Raw genomic sequence first — 16,217 nt, 5'->3', positions numbered from 1 at the left:
TCGCGATGGCGTTGTGTCAGCCGCCATGAATGTTGAATGTGAATCCGCTATCGCGAGCAAGCTCGCTCCCACAGTTTTTTGCACCTTAGCCGCGCCGAAGGATGAGCAGGATGGAACAGACCAAACGCGTCCTCGTGGTCGAGGACGACATGCACATCGCCGACCTGATCTGCCTGCATCTGCGTGATGAGCAGTTCGAGGTGGTGCACAGTGCCGATGGCACTGAAGGCATGCGCCTGTTGCAGCAAGGCAACTGGGACGCCTTGATCCTCGACCTGATGCTGCCCGGCGTCGATGGCCTGGAAATCTGCCGCCGCGCCCGGGCCATGGCGCGCTACACACCGATCATCATCACCAGTGCGCGTTCCAGCGAAGTGCACCGGATTCTCGGTCTCGAACTGGGGGCCGACGACTACCTGGCCAAGCCGTTTTCCATGCTCGAACTGGTGGCTCGGGTCAAAGCGCTGTTGCGCCGGGTCGAGGCCATGGCGCGCAACCTGAAGATGGACGCCGGCAGCCTGCTCATCGACGGCCTGGCCATCGACCCGATCACCCGCGAAGTGGCCCTCGACGGACGGCGCCTGGACCTCACGCCCCGGGAGTTCGACTTGCTGTACTTTTTCGCCCGCCAGCCCGGCAAAGTGTTTTCGCGCATGGACCTGCTCAATGCCGTGTGGGGCTACAGCCACGAAGGCTATGAGCACACGGTCAACACCCACATCAATCGCCTGCGCGCCAAGATCGAGGCCGATCCGGCGCAACCGGTGCGCATCCTCACGGTGTGGGGTCGTGGCTACAAATTCGCCACCGGTGAGGAGCCGCAGCCATGAGGCTGACCCTGACGCAGCGCCTGTCGCTGGTGTTCGCCGTGTTGCTGCTGGTGTGCTGCGGCACGTCGGCGTGGATGCAAGTGCGCTCCAACCAGATGCATGAACAGGAAGTGGTGCAAGGCTTGTCCCGCGACCTGGCGCAACACATCGCTCGCGATACGGTGCTGATGGACACCCAGGGCCTGATGCCCAATGCCGTGCGCGATCTGTTCAGCAAGCTGATGCAGGTCAACCCGAGTGTCGAGGTGTATCTGCTCGACACCGAGGGCAAGATTGTCGGCAGCGCCGCGCCCGAAGGCCGAATTCGCCGGGAGAAAGTTGACCTGGCACCGATCCAGCGTCTGCTACGGGGCGATGCGCTGCCGATTCCCGGCGACGACCCGCGCAGCGTTGATGCACGCAAGGTGTTCAGCGCCGCGCCGCTGAAGGTCGACGGCAAACCGGCCGGTTATCTCTACGTGGTGCTGCTCGGTGAAGACCATGATCGATTGGCCGAACGCGGTGCGACCAGCGCCGCGCTCAACACCGCCCTGCTCTCCATCGGACTGGTCGCGCTGCTGTGCCTGATTGCCGGTCTCACCGCGTTTGCCTTGATCACCCGGCCGCTGCGCCGCTTGACCGAAACCGTCAGCCAGTTCGACATCGACGGCGTCCCGGTGACCCCGGCCCTGCCCCTCACCCCGGAAAAAACCGCCAGCCACGATGAAATCGCCATCCTCGACGCCACGTTCCGGCAGATGCAGGCGCGCCTCGGCGAACAATGGCGTTCGTTGACCCGCCAGGATCAGGAACGCCGTGAACTGGTGGCGAACATCTCCCACGACTTGCGCACGCCGCTGGCTTCATTGCACGGTTATCTGGAAACCCTGTCACTCAAGGACGCCACGCTGTCGCCTGCCGACCGCCGCCGTTATCTGGGCATTGCGCTGGATCAGAGCCGCAAGGTCGGTGGCCTGGCGCAATCGCTGCTGGAACTGGTGCGGCTGGAGCATGGTTTTGTGCAGCCGGTGCTGGAACGGTTTTCCCTGACCGATCTGGCCCAGGACATCTTCCAGAAATTCGAACTCACCGCCGAAGCGCGTCAGGTCGAACTGAAGGCCACGTTCGCGCCAAACGTTTCAGCGGCCTGCGCCGATCTGGGTTTGATCGAGCGAGTGCTGACCAACCTGTTCGATAACGCTTTGCGCCATACGCCGCAGGGCGGAGAAGTCGAACTTGGCTTGCGCCCGCAAGGGTCGTTTATCGAAGTGACCGTCAGCGATACAGGACCGGGGATTGCCCCGGAATTGCGTGAAGGGTTGTTCTTGCGGCCGTTCAACATCGGTGGTGCGCGGCGCGATGGCGGGTTGGGATTGCGAATTGTGCATCGCATCCTGCAATTGCATGGGCGCGAGATTCAGTTGATCGATGTGCCGGGGCGCGGGGCGACGTTCCGGTTTTCATTGCCGGTTGATGAAGAGACGGCGTCGACGCTGGCGGTGCGGTCGATGAACCTGAATACACCGCGGCAGGCCTGAAAGCTGTGGTGCCCCATAAGGCCCCATCGCTAGCAGGCTAGCTCCCACAAAGTCAGTCGGTGTGCACAAGGTCTGCGAACAACCAAAATCCACTGTGGGAGCTAGCCTGCTAGCGATGAGGCCAGCCAATACACCACAGTTTTTCGACCCGTCGCGCTCACGGCAAAATCGCCCGTTGGCCTGTTGGGTCGTGACAACGCCGCCCCGGTCCAATAGATTAGGCGACCTGAAAAAGCCCCCGTGCTTTCTCGCCCCAATTCAAGCTAAAAAAGTAGTGAAATTTCAATGTCCGATTCCAACACCGCTGAATCCGTAGTCACCCTGTCGTCCAAAGCGGAATACGAAAACTCCATCAATCTTTCACAACACGTGTCCCAGGCGAAAACCATCAGCGAGATGGTGCTGGACGCTTTCCAGTCCACCCGCGAAAGCGACCAGATCCGCGAACTGCGTGCCGCGATCCGCCAGGCCCACGACAGCTTCGACGATGACAAAGCCTACGAACTGATGGGCGAACTCAAGCAACTCAAGGACGCCGAGGCCGCCGACATCGCCGCCCTGGAAGACCTGAGCAGCAAGTTCTCGATCGGCCGCATCCTGTCCAGCTTCAAGGACGACCCGGCGTTCCAGGAAATCGTCTACGGCCTGGCCCTGAAAGTCCTGAACCAGACGCACCAGGCGATCAGCAACCCGAGCGGCGGCAAGAGCAAGGCCGCCAAGGCCAAGAAAGAAGTCGAAGTGTTCACCATCAGTAAGGACGGCATCAGCGTGACCTTGCCGCTGCGCACCCCGCGCTCGCGCCTGAGTGTCGACCGTGAAGCCCTGGAATTCCTCGGGTTCACCTTTGTCGGTGAAGGCGATGAAGCGGAGCTGGAAAGCGAGACGTTCCTGGACAATGCCGGGGCCGAACAAGCCGTCAACCGCAAGAACATCATCACCGCCCTGCAACAGCAGACCGCGTTCGACGGCTATAGCATCGCCGCGCAGTAACAAATCCAGTTGTGGCGAGCGAGCTTGCTCGCGCTAGGCTGCGAAGCGGCCCCAAAAATCTGACATTACTTGCCGATTTTTGTGAGTGCTCCGCACTCAAGCGGGAGCAAGCTCCCTCGCCACATGTGCCTCAACGACTCACCCAGAGCCCCGCCCCAGAGCGGGGCTTTTTATTGCCCGCGATTCCGGCGAATCCCCGATTACTCTTCCAGTATCAACGCCAGAACAACACTTCCCTTCCCCCATCAGCATCACGAGTCCGTCTGCGGGAAGCGTCGACTCACTTTCCAGCCCAAGACCTCAGTGGTGCGACTGCCGAGGTCATCATGAACACGCTCCCGCTCTACCGTCAGTTAGCCAATCATTACCTGGACGCCATCCGCAGCGGCACCCTGAAAACCGGCGAACGCATGCCCTCGATCCGCTTGATGATGGAGAAACATGCCGTCAGCCTGTCGACCGCCGTGCAGGTGTGCCGGGAGCTTGAGGACTATGGCGTGCTGGAAGCGCGGCCGCGCTCGGGCAACTACATCCGCCAGCCCGACACACCGGGCAAACCCGCGCTGATCGCCGTGCCGCCGCCGCTGGATACCGGTGTCTACGTCGGTATCCATGAACAGGTGTCTTCGGTGCTCAAGGCCAGTCAGCGCGCGACGATCAAAGTCAATTTCGCCAGCGCCTACTGCGCGCCGCAGCTCTATCCGCTCAAGACGCTACAGGACAACATGATCAAGACGCTGCGCCAAGACTCGCATGTGTTCGATACCACGGGGCCAACCAGTGGCAACATTGCGCTGCGCAATGTCCTTGCGCGCCGGATGCTGACCGCCAAAACCAACCTGACGGCCGAGCGCATCGTGATCACCAACGGCGCCACCGAAGCGATCAATCTGGCCTTGCGTGCCGTGACCCGCCCCGGTGACACCGTGGCCGTGGAGTCGCCGACCTTCTACGGCCTGCTGCAAATTCTCGAAAGCCTGAACCTGCGGGTGCTGGAAGTCCCGGCCTCGACCCACGCGGGGATTCACCTGCCGGCGCTCGAACATCTGCTGCAAGGCCCCGAGCGGATCAAGGCATTGATCGTCATGCCCAACCTGCACAATCCGCTGGGCAGCATCATGCCCGACACCCACAAGGCTCGACTGGTGAAACTGTGCGCCGAGCACGACACGGTGCTGATCGAGGACGATACCTACGGTGATCTGGTGGACACCGAGCAACCGCTGTCCACCCTCAAGCACTGGGACCGCACCGACAACGTGATCTATTGCGCTTCGCTGAACAAAACCCTGGCACCCGGCCTGCGCCTGGGCTGGATCAGCGCCGGCAAATGGCACGACCGCCTGGAGATGCTCAAGCACACCCAGTCCCGTGGTTGCGAAGCGTTGTCGCAATTGGCGGTCAGTGCGTTCATGGCAACACCCTCCTACGAACGCTACCTGCGACGCTTGAGGAAAACCCTGACGCAACAGCGCCAGCAGATGAGCGCGGCGATCACTCGCTACTTTCCCGATGGCACCCGAGTCACAAACCCTCAGGGCGGCACGCTGCTGTGGGTGGAATTGCCCGCGCGGCATTCGGCCATGGCGCTTTTTCATGAGGCGTTGAACGTTGGTATCCAGATTTCACCTGGGGATATCTTTTCCAACGCCAAACGCTTCGGGAATTTTGTGCGAATTGGATGTGGGACGCCGTATTCGCCGAGGATTGACGGGGCGCTGGAGACGTTGGGGAAACTGCTCAAACTTCAGGGTTAACCCAACCCCTGTAGGAGCAAGGCTTGCCCGCGATGGCGGTATGTCAGACACAGCGTTGTTGGATGTGCCGCCGTCATCGCGGGCAAGCCTTGCTCCTACAGGTTTGAGGTGATCTTTAGATCGGGGTCTGGTGCAGGCAAATGATATGCGGGTCATCATTCCAGTGCGGAAAACGCTCGGCGATCAACGGATCGTGGCCGGGGATAACGTGATCTTCGCTATCGGCCAAACGGTCGATTTCGCTGAACGCTTCAAGGCTTTGCGCCAGGTCGTCGATGATCGGAAACGGACTGCGCTCGCGGATGTTGACCCACAAATGCGCCGCATCTGATGCCAGCACAATCCAGCCGCGTTCGGTATTCACCCGCACCACCTGACTGCCCGGCGTGTGACCGCCCACCGCGTGCAGCGTCACGCCGGGCATCACTTCAACCGTGCCGTTGTGCAAACGCATCCGCCCTTCGAACAGCGGTGGCAACGCCGACATCACGTCCTCGACCTCGTAGGTTTTATTCACCGTGTGATGGCTCATTTTCGGCCCGGTGCAGAAACGCAGTTCCGCTTCCTGCAAATGCACGGTCGCCTTGGGAAACAACCCGAGATTGCCGGCATGGTCCCAGTGCAAATGCGTGAGAATTAAATGCTCGACCTGCGCCGGATCGATGTCCAGTTGCAGTAGGGATTCTTCAGGCAGGCGATACATCTGGCGGTTGCGCCGGTCCGCCGTGGCCGGTTGAAAACAGGTGTCGACCACGATCACCTGTTGCTCATTGCGAATCACCCAGAAGTAATAATCCAGCGGCATTGGCGCGTTCGGATCACCGCAGCAGGCGTCGTAGAGAAAATTCTCCCTGGCGGTGCGTTGGGCGTTGGCTCCGACACGGATGGCGAACACTTCGTACACGGGAACGGACATGGACACCTCCGGGCTCAGGCTGCTGCGGTGGCTTTGAGGGTCGGACGAAAATCGAAATCGATCTGCTCGCTGATACCCAGGTCGTGCGCCAGTTTATGCAGGCCACTGTAGTCACGCATGATCGTCGCGTTCTTGTTGCTCTCACGAGTGTCGGCAATGATCGACGCCGCATCCGTGACCCCGAGTTGCGTCAGAATCGCCTCCCACATCGAGTAGTCCTGGGCGATAAAAGCACTCAGCGCCACCGACAAATGACCGGCGAAAAACGCCCGCTGCTCAGGCTGCATGTTCGCGTACATGACTTTGGCCACTTCGGCCAGCACCTTGCTGTGCGCATACTCGTCGCGGTTGTGCAGTTCGGCGACGCGGCGGTTTTGCGGCTGAATGGTCTGGTCATCCGCCAGCAGGTCGAGATAGGCATTGACGCTGATCTCGGCCACCACCGCAAAGGTGATCGCCGCCAGATCGCGCTGCCATTGTTCGGGCAGTTCTTCACGCAGCGCCTTCAGGCGCAGGTAAGTGATGGATGGCGGCAAGTCCAGATCCCGATCCAGTGCGCGATCGAGTTTGGTTCGCTCGATGGCCCGCAGGTGCATAAGCGTGTGGTAGTGCTCGTCAATCAGAGTTTGCTGCATCGCCTCACGAAAATGCCAGTCGTCCTTGCCCAGGTACTGGTTGGCGATAACGCTCAGCGCCGGGTTCACCACGTGCTCCTCGGCGGTCACCGTGCGCAGGTTGTAGCCGATCCAGCCCCAGGTCACCACGCTGCTTTTGAGCTCATCGCTCAAGGCCTGGAATTTCGGATGATGAAAAAACGGCACCATGCACTCCGGGTAATCCGGGCGGGCGGGGTCGAACACTTCGTTGACCTGGGCCTTGTCCGGCGAACACACCGTGGCGCGCTTGGTCCAGGCCTGATTGAGCCGCATGATCAGTTGATGATCGACCTGGGCGATCTCGATTGCTGTTTGCATGACGCAATACCTGTAAGACGCGTACCCGCGAGGGGTACGCCAAAAGAATGAAGGGCGACGGAAGAATCAGGCCAGCCAGTAGCGGGTCAGGTTGCGCGCCGGGTCAGTGTATCGGCTGCGGGCGTGAATCATCCGCCAGTTGTCCCAAATCAGCATGCATCCGTCGGGAATCAGCACCGGAACGTTGTGCTCGACGAAATACGCTTCACCCAGCACGGCAAACCTGGCCAGTGGCGAGTTGTTGTTGGCGACTTGCGACTGCTGCAAAGCTTCCTCCGACGGATTCACATCGCCGTAGTGAAACTGGTTGTAGCTGAAGCGGAAAATGTCTCCTTCGGCTGTAGGCGTCAGGATGTATTCCCTGACCCGCGTCTGCGCCGGTTCACCCGGCTTGGCGGTGGCGACGAATTCCACGGGCGTGTCATCGAGCCATTCACGCAGTTTCGGTTCGGTGTGCTCAAGCGACTTCAAGAACGCGTAACCGTCCACCAATCCCGTGTGCCCGCCACCGCACGTGGCCTGTTTATGGCAGTGCAAGGCCAGGTAGCGCGGCGGCGGGCCGTACACCGGCGCTTCGGTGTGCGGACCGATGCCGTTCATGCTCTGGGAATACGGCAGGGCTTCGTAGCCCGGCTTGCGGGTAATGGCAAACGCTACCTGCCCGTTGAACTGCGGAATAACCGGACCGAACTCGTGCAGTGTGCCTACAACATCGTGGGCAAATTCCCCCGGCGTAAGCACCGTCCAGCCACGACGCGCCAATTCTTCATGGCGATGGCCCAGCGAAACATAAGGTTTGGACGCAACAATCCCTTGATCTGACATGGTGAGATTCTCGGCGGTTTATCAGGCGTTGACGGTTGAGGTGTAAGCGGCAATCAAATCGCGGCAGGCATCGCCCGGTTGGTAGTGCTGCTCGTCGATGCTCTGCACCGGGGTGATTTCGGCGGCGGTGCCTGTGAGAAAACACTCGTCGAAGTCGCCAAGCTCCGTGGGCAAAATCATACGTTCGACCACTTGATAGTCGAGCGCTTTGGCCAGCTCGATCACGGTCTGGCGCGTGATGCCATCGAGAAAACAATCCGGCGTCGGCGTGTGCAGCGTCCTGCCTTTGACGAAGAACACATTGGCACTGGTGGCTTCGGCGATGCGCCCGCGCCAGTCGAGCATCAAGGCGTCGTGATAACCATTGTTTTCCGCATCGTGCTTGCTCAGCGTGGCAATCTGGTAATGCCCTGAGGCCTTGGCTTCGAAGGGGCTGCTGCTCGGCGGCGGACGGCGCCACGTCGCCGTCTTCAGGCGAATGCCGTCCATACGCGCCGCCGGGTCGAAGTAGCTCGGCCACTGCCAACAGGCGATCGCCACATGCACGCGGTTGAAGCGTGCCGAGGTGGAAATCATCTCGCTTCCGCGCCAGGCCACCGGCCGCAAGTAACCGTCGGCAACGTTATTGCGCTGCAGCAATTGGTGACTGGCGGCCTCCAGTTCGGCGGGCTCAAACGGGATGGCAAAATCCATCAACTGCGCCGAGCGATACAGGCGCTCGGTGTGTTCGCGCAGCTTGAAGATCTTGCCGTTGTACACGCGCTCCCCTTCGTACACCGTACTTGCGTAATGCAAGCCGTGGGTCAACACATGCAGGCGTGCCTGGGACCACTCGACGAACTCGCCGTCGAGCCAGATCATTCCCTCGCGCTGATCAAACGGGATGCCGCTCATGTTCTTATCTCCCCAGTAATCAAGATTCGTCCTACGCCGTTTGCAGCAGGACCGGTATCAATTCCGGCGCTGTTGCCAGCAAAAGCTCCGGCTCGGTCTGAAAGAAAAACGCTCGCTCGCCGAAGGCCGGGCGCAACTGATCGAACCAGGTCGCCTGCGGGTCGAAGCGGGCATAAAAGGTGCGCAACACCCATTGCGGATCGCGGGCCTGGAGGAACTGCAGCACGAAGACTTTTTCCCCGGCGACGGTCTCGATGCCGTTGATCAACACCTTGCCGTAGAAGGTGCTCATGGAAGGCCCGCGCACCGTGCGCGCCAATCCGGAGACCGTGCGGTACGCCGCCTGAAAGATTTCGAACGCCCGGGCCAACGGCATCGCGAAGTAGTGGCTGGGGCCGGTGTCACGCTCGACGAACATGTAATAAGGCACCGCACCGAGCCGCACGCCCTCGGTCCAGAGATCCGCCCAATCGGCGGGGTTTTCGTTGATGTGGCGAATCACCGGTGCTTGCATGCGCAACGTTGCACCCGTGGAGCGAATACGTTCGACAGCCTGGCGGGCGATGTCCTGGCGGATCTCCACCGGGTGGTTGTAGTGGCCCATGACCGAGAGGTTTTTCCCCGCCGCGATGATCCGCCGGAACAGTTCGAGCAACTCGGGCGCGTCCTTGTCGCTGACAAATCGCTGCGGCCAGTACGCCACGGATTTGGTGCCGATGCGGATGCTCTTGATGTGCGGCAGCGCCAGCAGCGGCTCGATGTATCCGGCCAGCGAACGGGTGTTCATGATCATCGGATCGCCGCCGGTGATCAGCACGTCGGTGACTTCGGTGTGCACTTGCAGGTAACTCACCAGCTCCTGGGACTCACGGGCGTTGAACTTGAGCTCTTCTTCACCGATGAACTGCGCCCAGCGGAAACAGAACGTGCAGTACGCATGACACGTCTGACCGGCACCGGGGAAAAACAACACGGTCTCGCGGTACTTGTGCTGAATGCCCGCGAGGACTTTTCCGTCGAGGGTCGCGCCGTTGTGCGTCAGTTGCCCGGCCGGATGCGGGTTCATGCGCAACCAGATCGCTTCGATCCGCCGTTTGATCGCAGCGGCGTCATCCTGGTCGATCAGTTGCTTGAGCGATGCGTATTCATCCGCCAGCAACATGTCCTTGTGGGGAAAGGTCATGCGAAAAATCGGATCGTCCGGGATGTTGTTCCAGTCGATCAGCGTCCCCAGTACGTATTCGTTGGTGCGAAACGGCATGACCCGGGCCACGACGGTCATGGCTTCCTGCAATGCCGGGGTCAGCTTGTCCCAGTACGGTGTGTCGCGAATGGTGCGTGCGTTGTAGGGTTTGTAGCGTTCGTGCTCCGACAGTCCTTGCATGGCCGCGCTCCTGATGGTCGTTTACGCGATGGCCGGCGCTTTGCGCTCTATGTCCATCCATGCCCGAACGCTGTCGCGATCCCACTGACGGCGCACATACGCCGCGAGTCGCGCAGGCACCGGGTCACCATTGGCAACGAGTCGGTTGAGCATGATTGCCAGGTCGGTGTCGGCGATGCTCCAGTCACCGAACAGGTGCTCAGCACCCTCTTCCAGCAAGTGATCGGCCACGAAGAACAGTCGGTCGACAGCGGCCCGGGCGTCGTCGGACAGTGGCGTGTCCTTCTTGCCGAAATAGACCAGATCAAACGGACGCTCCTTGCGCACCACCAGCAGATCGCTGCGCAACCAGGCCTGAAGTTGACGAGCCCGAGCGCGCTGTTTGATGTCTTGCGGGTAAATTCTTTTCGAGCATGGAGCGAGTTCTTCCAGGTATTCGGCAATGGCTGAAGATTCCGACAGCGCAAAACCTTCGTGAACTAATACCGGGATTTTGCAGGTCAATGAAAGATCGCGATAATTTACCTGATAGTTTTCGCGAGCTTTCAAATCCACTGTTACAAGCTCAAACGAAAGTTGCTTTTCCTTGAGCGCCACATAAGCCGACATCGCAAAAGCGCTGACATAATCTGCGCCGAGATACAGTTTCAACTTCGCACTTTCCATAGAACGCTCCCTTGCACTAAGCACATTAATCCGTTGCATTTGAAGCGATCGTATTAAGTTGATTACCCTCTGAACAGATACAGAAATTATCTGTTTCTATCGATACAGAAATCCGAACCTGCCAATCACCACGAGGCTTTTTTGCGGGCACGACAGAAACGAAAAAGGGAGTCAGCGAACGCGGACTCCCTGGTGTGCAGCAGAGGGGAAATTACCGTTGACGGGGGATCAAGCCAACGTTGTCGACATGGTTGGACAGCAATGCCATCTGCGGCATGTTGCTGAGGTTGAGCATGGCCAACGGCTCGGTTGCGCTGGTGTTGACGAAACCATGCCGGGTCCAGGCCGGCACCAGCAACACGTCGCCGGGGCTGACGCTCACCTCATCGGCATCGCCCAGTGTCAACGCGCCGCAGCCCGATTGGATGATGAACAGATGCCACCAAGCATGGGCATGGCCGGTGAGTGTTGAACCCGGCACCAGCCACTGCATGGACACCGCCATTCCGGGCGTCAATTGGCAACCTTCGAGGTTGTTATCGTGGGCCAGCGCAACAATATCGATGTCGCTGGCCTCAAGGGTCTGACGCATATCGGTAAGTTCAGCAGCCTTCCACACCCGTGGTTTGATTGGCTGCCGATCTAAACTCTGGCGAAAGTCTTTATATGAAAAAAACGCACCCTGAACGTTATTCATCTGCTGATTCCAACTTGTTCTGCCGACTTGAGTTACCAAACCTTAGGCGAACCCTTCCACAGTGTAAAGTCGAACAACGCTACTTATAACGCTGAAGGGCGCAGCGCCACGATCATATCAACTTCGATCGCCGCATTTTTTGGCAACTGGTAAACACCCACGGTAGTCCGTGTATGTTTTCCGGCATCACCCAGCACGTGACTGAATACATCCGACGCACCGTTGGCGACTTCGCTGAGGTCGACAAAATCCTCGGTGCACCTCACATACACCGTCACCCGGATCAGCGACTTGATCTTGTCCAGCGAACCGATGGCATCAACGATCAGCGCCAACCCGCGCATCGCACTGATGCTGGCGGCCGCTTGCGCATCCGCCATGTTGAGGTCCCGCCCCACCCGGCCCGGATAGTGGATCTTGCCGTCCATGCGCGGCACCAGACCGCTGATATACAGTTCATCGTGGTGACGAATCAGCGGCGCGTAATGCCCGCCAGCGGTGTTCTCGCCGTAGATGTCATAACCGAATTCCTGTGCCAGCGCGATGAAGCGTTCATCACAGGTCATGTGCGAAATCATTTACCAACCCCTCTTGATCAATACTGCAAAAAACATCGATCGCTACTGCTAAAACCACGGCTCAACCCACGGCCCTTACGGACGGTGCCAGGCTGGTGATGCCGACGCGTGATTCGACCGCTTCGGCCAGCCGCAACAGGTCATGATTGAGCCGCTCGTAGTCCTCGTTGAACAACACGATGTGGCCGATGAACGAGAAATTGTCTTTCACCAAGGCAGTGACCGAATCACCGATACGCTTGCTCAGCACCGCCTCCACCAGTTCGATGCCCAGCGATCGGGCCAGGGCCTGGATGTCCGGCACATCGCGCAAGAGGCCACCGGCGCTAGCCCGCAGCAGGCGAATGCCGCAGTAGCCGCGAGGCACCGGGTCATGGCTATCGACCTGGCCTTCCACGGCCCAACGGACCCAACGTTCCCACGGGTTGAAATCGACGAACGCCTGACACGCCAGATCCCAGATATGCATGCCACCGGGGCGCATGTTGGTTTCGACGGCCGAGGTGCGATGATTGGCCCTGTGGAAAACTTCGTTGTGCCAGGCACCGTTGTCCTGCGCGACCAGCCCCGCCATGTGCCGGCCGGCCGCCATCAATCGAGCCTGTGCATCAGCCGCCAACGGTGCAGGCACCACTTGCTGGATCTCGGCGCGGTAGGCGCCTTCGGTGGTGGTTTTTTCGGTGATCCAGGTGCTTCCCGCGACATAATCCCAGCTGTATTCACGGGCGTTCTGAATCAACTCTTCGAGTACGATGCCGCCCTCGCGATAGGGCTTGAGCGCTTGCCACGCCTCATCGCATTCGGTCGGGTGACGGATGACGCGGCAGCCACGGCTGGCGCCTTCGCAGGCGGGCTTGATGAACGCCTTGCCGCCCAGTTCGATCACCCGCTGGCGCAGCTCCGGCAGGCTTTCGATCCGTACGGAAAGCACTGGGCGATAATCATCAGGAGATGTGCTGGCCGCCGCTTCGAGCTGACGGAAAATCTGCTTGTCCAACCCCGCCCGCGCTTCGGCCGGCGTAATGCCGGGCAAGCCGAAATGGCTGGCCAGCGCGGCACCGAGCAACACGCCGCGATCAGAAAACGGCAGCACGCCGATCAGCTTCCAGCGGTCAGCATTCAGGCAGCCGACCACCAGTTCCAGCGAAGCCGCGACGTCTTTCTCCGCCAGCGATGTGCTGCAAACGTGATCGGCAACCTGTTCGTCAAAAGGCTGGATCTGCTCGACCAGCAGGATCAAACGAGCGTTGTAGAGCGACTTGCACAGTTCTCGCAACTTCGGGATATCGTGGACCCGACTGCCGTTGTACCCCACCACTACTACGCATGAAGTCGTATTCATAATGTCCCCGACTTGCAAAGTGAAAACCGAAACGGCGATAAGTCAGTCATGCAACGACGCAATGGATTTGCGGTTGAGCCAGTACCAGACCAGGATCCCCGCAGCGCCGATGGCGGCCAGCAACAACGCGTTGTAGGGCGGTGGCATGACCCGCATGATCAACACGGTCAACCCGGCACCGACGCCCAAGGACACTTCCTTGACGAACATGTTGTTCTGCTTGACCGAGAAGTAATCGAGGTGGCTGAACGCGCACTCGGCGATGGACAGCAGCGCCACCCAGATCAGCGCGCCGACCAGGGTTTCGACGTGGAATGCAGCCGGCGAAGACAGCACGGCAAAACCGCCGACGATGATCCCGATCACCGTCAGGACCTTGAAGCGCCCGGTGCTCTCGATCAGTTTCATGACCGGCACTTGCGCGAACACCACGACGGCACTGTTGAGGATCAGCATCAGGCCGTACCAGGCGGGCAATTCGCCGGTTTCGAGCAGGATCGCTTGCGGCAGGATCGAGAACACACCAAACAGCTTGATGCCCATGATGATCCCGGCGATCACCCACGGCAGTTTGTTGCGCCAGCCGCTGCCTTCCTGGCTGACCGGGCGGGCCACGGCGGCTTCGGTGGTGAAGGTTGCGCCCATGGCGATGGGCAGGCACAACAGGACGAAACTGGCGGCACCGAGGAAAAACATGCTCGGCGTCAGCAACGGCGACAGCAGGATCAAACCGGCCACCAGGCTGCCCATGTTCATGGCCACACGGTTATAGGCCGCACCTTCCTTGGTCTGCGCCGCTTCGCTCTTGATCAGGTAACCGGCAATCGCAATGCCGTAGGCAAACAACGCCGCGGCAAACATGACAACGCCCTGGTTGCTGGTGACGGCCAGCAGCACCAGACCGGCGGCAGCGCACAGCAACGTGACGCTTAGGGAACGGCGACCGAGGACCAGCAACGTCAACGGCAGCAGTAACAACAAGGCCCGATAACCCAAGGCCAGAATGCTGTTGGTGGCGGTGTCGAGCCAGACGTTGGCCTTGCCCAGCACCGCGAACAGCGCAACGGCCGTGATGATCCGAATGGTGAACAACCGCAGGTTGATCACCGGTTTCGCCACGACGGCGGTTGTTTCTAAACTCATTGCAACACCTCATACACCTGGGTGACTGAACGACCGACAAAACGGTCGACAATCCGAAAACACTCCAAAGCGATAGTAGAAAGAGATGCTTGTCTTGATCAGAGCAAGTTCGTATAGAATCCAACGAACTTTACTGCCGGAGAGACCAGTAAAATGCAGGTTCAGCGCGCAGTGATCGCCGCCATCGAGTTCCAGCCGGGTGTACCGCTGGTGCAGCAGATCGTCGATCAATTGACCGTAGCAATCAGTCAGGGCGGCCTGCCCCACGGCTCCAGGCTGCCGCCGATTCGCGAACTCTCCGACTTGATGAACGTGGGCAAATCCACGGTGGTCGATGCCCTCGACCGCTTGCGGGCCAAGGGTCTGGTGGTGTCGCGCCAAGGTTCTGGGCATTACGTGCACCGCTCCAGCGCCACGATCCAGCCCGATGCCGGCCCGGACCTGCTCCCGCAAGACACCCTCAGCGTGGTGCGCCGCGCGGTGCTGCTGGACAATGGCGCGCTGCGCCCGGGGGCCGGTTTCCTGCCTTCCTCCTGGTTGCCGGCCGAAGAATTGCTCAAAGCCGTGCGCGGAACGCTTCGCGCGACCACCCTGCGCATGGGCGAGTACGGCAACGCCAGCGGTTACCTGCCACTGCGCCAGGCGCTGCGGGTCAAAATGGCGACCCTGGGCATCGAAGCGCCGGTGGAACAGATCATCACCACCGCCAACACTGTTCAAGCCATCGACATGCTGATGCGCCTGCTGGTCAAACCCGGCGACACGGTGCTGCTCGACGACCCTTGCTACTTCACGATGCACACCAATCTGGCGTGGCACGGGGTCAAGGTCATCACCATCCGCCGCGAATGTGACGGCATGGACCTGGACGCGTTCGAGCAATTGCTGATCGCCCATCGTCCCGTGCTCTACATGACCAACAACGCCCTGCACAACCCGACCGGGCATTCGTTCACTTCGGCGCAGGTATACCGCTTGGTGGAGTTGAGCCATCGCTACAACTTCCACATCCTCGAAGACGATTTGTACTGCGACATGCAGCAACGTCGAACGCCACGCCTGGCCGCGAGCGGGCTGGACAATGTCTCTTACGTCTCAGGCTTCTCCAAGACCCTGACCGCCAACAGCCGCGTCAGCTTCGCGGTGCTGTCACCGCAACTGGCGGCGCGGATGGTGACCCTGAAAATGGCCTGCGGCGGCATGACCTCGGAAATGGCCGAGCAGATCATCTGCACCATGCTCAGCGACGGCAGCTACACCAAACACATGCGGCGCACGGTGGATCGCCTCTACGAGTCGAACAGCCGGGTGGCGGCGTGGCTGGGCGAAGCCGGGTGTTCGGTGTCGTCCTTGCCGGGGGAAGGGTTATACATCTGGACTCGACTGCCGGAGGGATACAAAGCCGAATGCCTGGCCAGAAAGGGACTGGAAATCGAACTGGTGCTGGCGCCGGGAACCATGCTCAGCAAGGCGGCGGATGCCAATCAGTTTCTGCGGTTCAACGTGGCGCACAGTGATCATGTGCAGGTGCGCGAGCGGTTTTTCCGGTTGCTGGACAAGCCGCACAAATAACCGACCACCGCCTATCCCTTGTAGAAGTGAGCCTGCATGCGATGGGGCCTTCACATCCAGCATCAATGTCGCCTGACACACCGCCATCGTCGGAACGCCGCCCGGAGCCGGCTCGCTCCTACAGGGGGTTGC

Annotated in this window: 15 protein-coding genes; 5 read left to right on the top strand and 10 right to left on the bottom strand. The window is 60.1% G+C overall.

Annotated features, from left to right (window positions below; genetic code table 11):
* Positions 1-110 precede the first annotated feature (110 nt).
* From V6Z53_RS07140 to V6Z53_RS07125, 4 genes are all read left to right on the top strand, one after another.
* Entirely contained in the window at positions 111-830 is a 720-nt protein-coding gene (locus tag V6Z53_RS07140; RefSeq protein ID WP_338584848.1) for a response regulator transcription factor, read from the top strand.
* Complete coding sequence (locus tag V6Z53_RS07135; RefSeq protein WP_338584847.1) at positions 827-2,347, top strand: HAMP domain-containing sensor histidine kinase; 1,521 nt, start codon at positions 827-829, stop codon at positions 2,345-2,347. Before V6Z53_RS07140 ends, V6Z53_RS07135 begins: the two co-directional genes overlap by 4 nt.
* Before the next feature lie 285 nt (positions 2,348-2,632).
* A complete protein-coding gene (locus V6Z53_RS07130; RefSeq protein WP_338584846.1) occupies positions 2,633-3,337 on the top strand; it encodes a hypothetical protein in 705 nt (234 codons plus the stop codon).
* A gap of 326 nt (positions 3,338-3,663) precedes the next feature.
* Positions 3,664-5,094 (top strand): PLP-dependent aminotransferase family protein, encoded by a 1,431-nt coding sequence (locus V6Z53_RS07125; protein ID WP_338584845.1) that lies wholly within the window; start codon positions 3,664-3,666, stop codon positions 5,092-5,094.
* A gap of 115 nt (positions 5,095-5,209) precedes the next feature.
* Here V6Z53_RS07125 and V6Z53_RS07120 read toward each other — a convergent pair whose 3' ends face one another.
* The 10 genes from V6Z53_RS07120 to V6Z53_RS07075 form a co-directional block, all read right to left on the bottom strand.
* Positions 5,210-6,010 (bottom strand): N-acyl homoserine lactonase family protein, encoded by an 801-nt coding sequence (locus V6Z53_RS07120; RefSeq protein WP_338584844.1) that lies wholly within the window; start codon positions 6,008-6,010, stop codon positions 5,210-5,212.
* Between the two features lie 14 nt (positions 6,011-6,024).
* The gene (locus V6Z53_RS07115) at positions 6,025-6,984 is read right to left on the bottom strand and encodes a diiron oxygenase (RefSeq protein WP_338584843.1); all 960 of its coding nucleotides are present in this window, start codon (positions 6,982-6,984) and stop codon (positions 6,025-6,027) included.
* Between the two features lie 66 nt (positions 6,985-7,050).
* Positions 7,051-7,809: a TauD/TfdA family dioxygenase gene (locus V6Z53_RS07110; RefSeq protein WP_338584842.1), complete on the bottom strand. Its 759-nt coding sequence runs from the start codon at positions 7,807-7,809 to the stop codon at positions 7,051-7,053.
* 21 nt (positions 7,810-7,830) lie between these two features.
* On the bottom strand, positions 7,831-8,703 hold the full coding sequence (locus V6Z53_RS07105) for a branched-chain amino acid aminotransferase (protein ID WP_338584841.1): 873 nt from the start codon (positions 8,701-8,703) through the stop codon (positions 7,831-7,833).
* Between the two features lie 31 nt (positions 8,704-8,734).
* On the bottom strand, positions 8,735-10,087 hold the full coding sequence (locus tag V6Z53_RS07100; protein ID WP_338584840.1) for a lysine 2,3-aminomutase: 1,353 nt from the start codon (positions 10,085-10,087) through the stop codon (positions 8,735-8,737).
* Between the two features lie 21 nt (positions 10,088-10,108).
* On the bottom strand, positions 10,109-10,753 hold the full coding sequence (yfcF, locus tag V6Z53_RS07095) for a glutathione transferase (RefSeq protein WP_338584839.1): 645 nt from the start codon (positions 10,751-10,753) through the stop codon (positions 10,109-10,111).
* 211 nt (positions 10,754-10,964) lie between these two features.
* The gene (locus V6Z53_RS07090) at positions 10,965-11,450 is read right to left on the bottom strand and encodes a cupin domain-containing protein (RefSeq protein WP_338584838.1); all 486 of its coding nucleotides are present in this window, start codon (positions 11,448-11,450) and stop codon (positions 10,965-10,967) included.
* Positions 11,451-11,533: 83 nt separating this feature from the next.
* The gene (locus V6Z53_RS07085) at positions 11,534-12,028 is read right to left on the bottom strand and encodes a RidA family protein (RefSeq protein ID WP_338584837.1); all 495 of its coding nucleotides are present in this window, start codon (positions 12,026-12,028) and stop codon (positions 11,534-11,536) included.
* A 61-nt stretch (positions 12,029-12,089) separates the two neighbouring features.
* A complete protein-coding gene (locus V6Z53_RS07080) occupies positions 12,090-13,370 on the bottom strand; it encodes a biotin carboxylase (RefSeq protein ID WP_338584836.1) in 1,281 nt (426 codons plus the stop codon).
* Positions 13,371-13,412: 42 nt separating this feature from the next.
* Positions 13,413-14,513, bottom strand: a complete 1,101-nt coding sequence (locus tag V6Z53_RS07075; protein WP_338584835.1) for a hypothetical protein — start codon at positions 14,511-14,513, stop codon at positions 13,413-13,415.
* Between the two features lie 153 nt (positions 14,514-14,666).
* Between V6Z53_RS07075 and V6Z53_RS07070 the strand changes: the two genes are divergently transcribed.
* Positions 14,667-16,085, top strand: coding sequence for a PLP-dependent aminotransferase family protein (locus tag V6Z53_RS07070; RefSeq protein ID WP_338584834.1), 1,419 nt, complete (start codon positions 14,667-14,669; stop codon positions 16,083-16,085).
* The last annotated feature ends 132 nt before the right edge of the window (positions 16,086-16,217 follow it).

Origin of the sequence: Pseudomonas sp. MAG733B (assembly GCF_036884845.1) — a bacterium.
Lineage (GTDB): Bacteria > Pseudomonadota > Gammaproteobacteria > Pseudomonadales > Pseudomonadaceae > Aquipseudomonas.
This window is presented reverse-complemented; position numbering and strand designations above follow the sequence as displayed.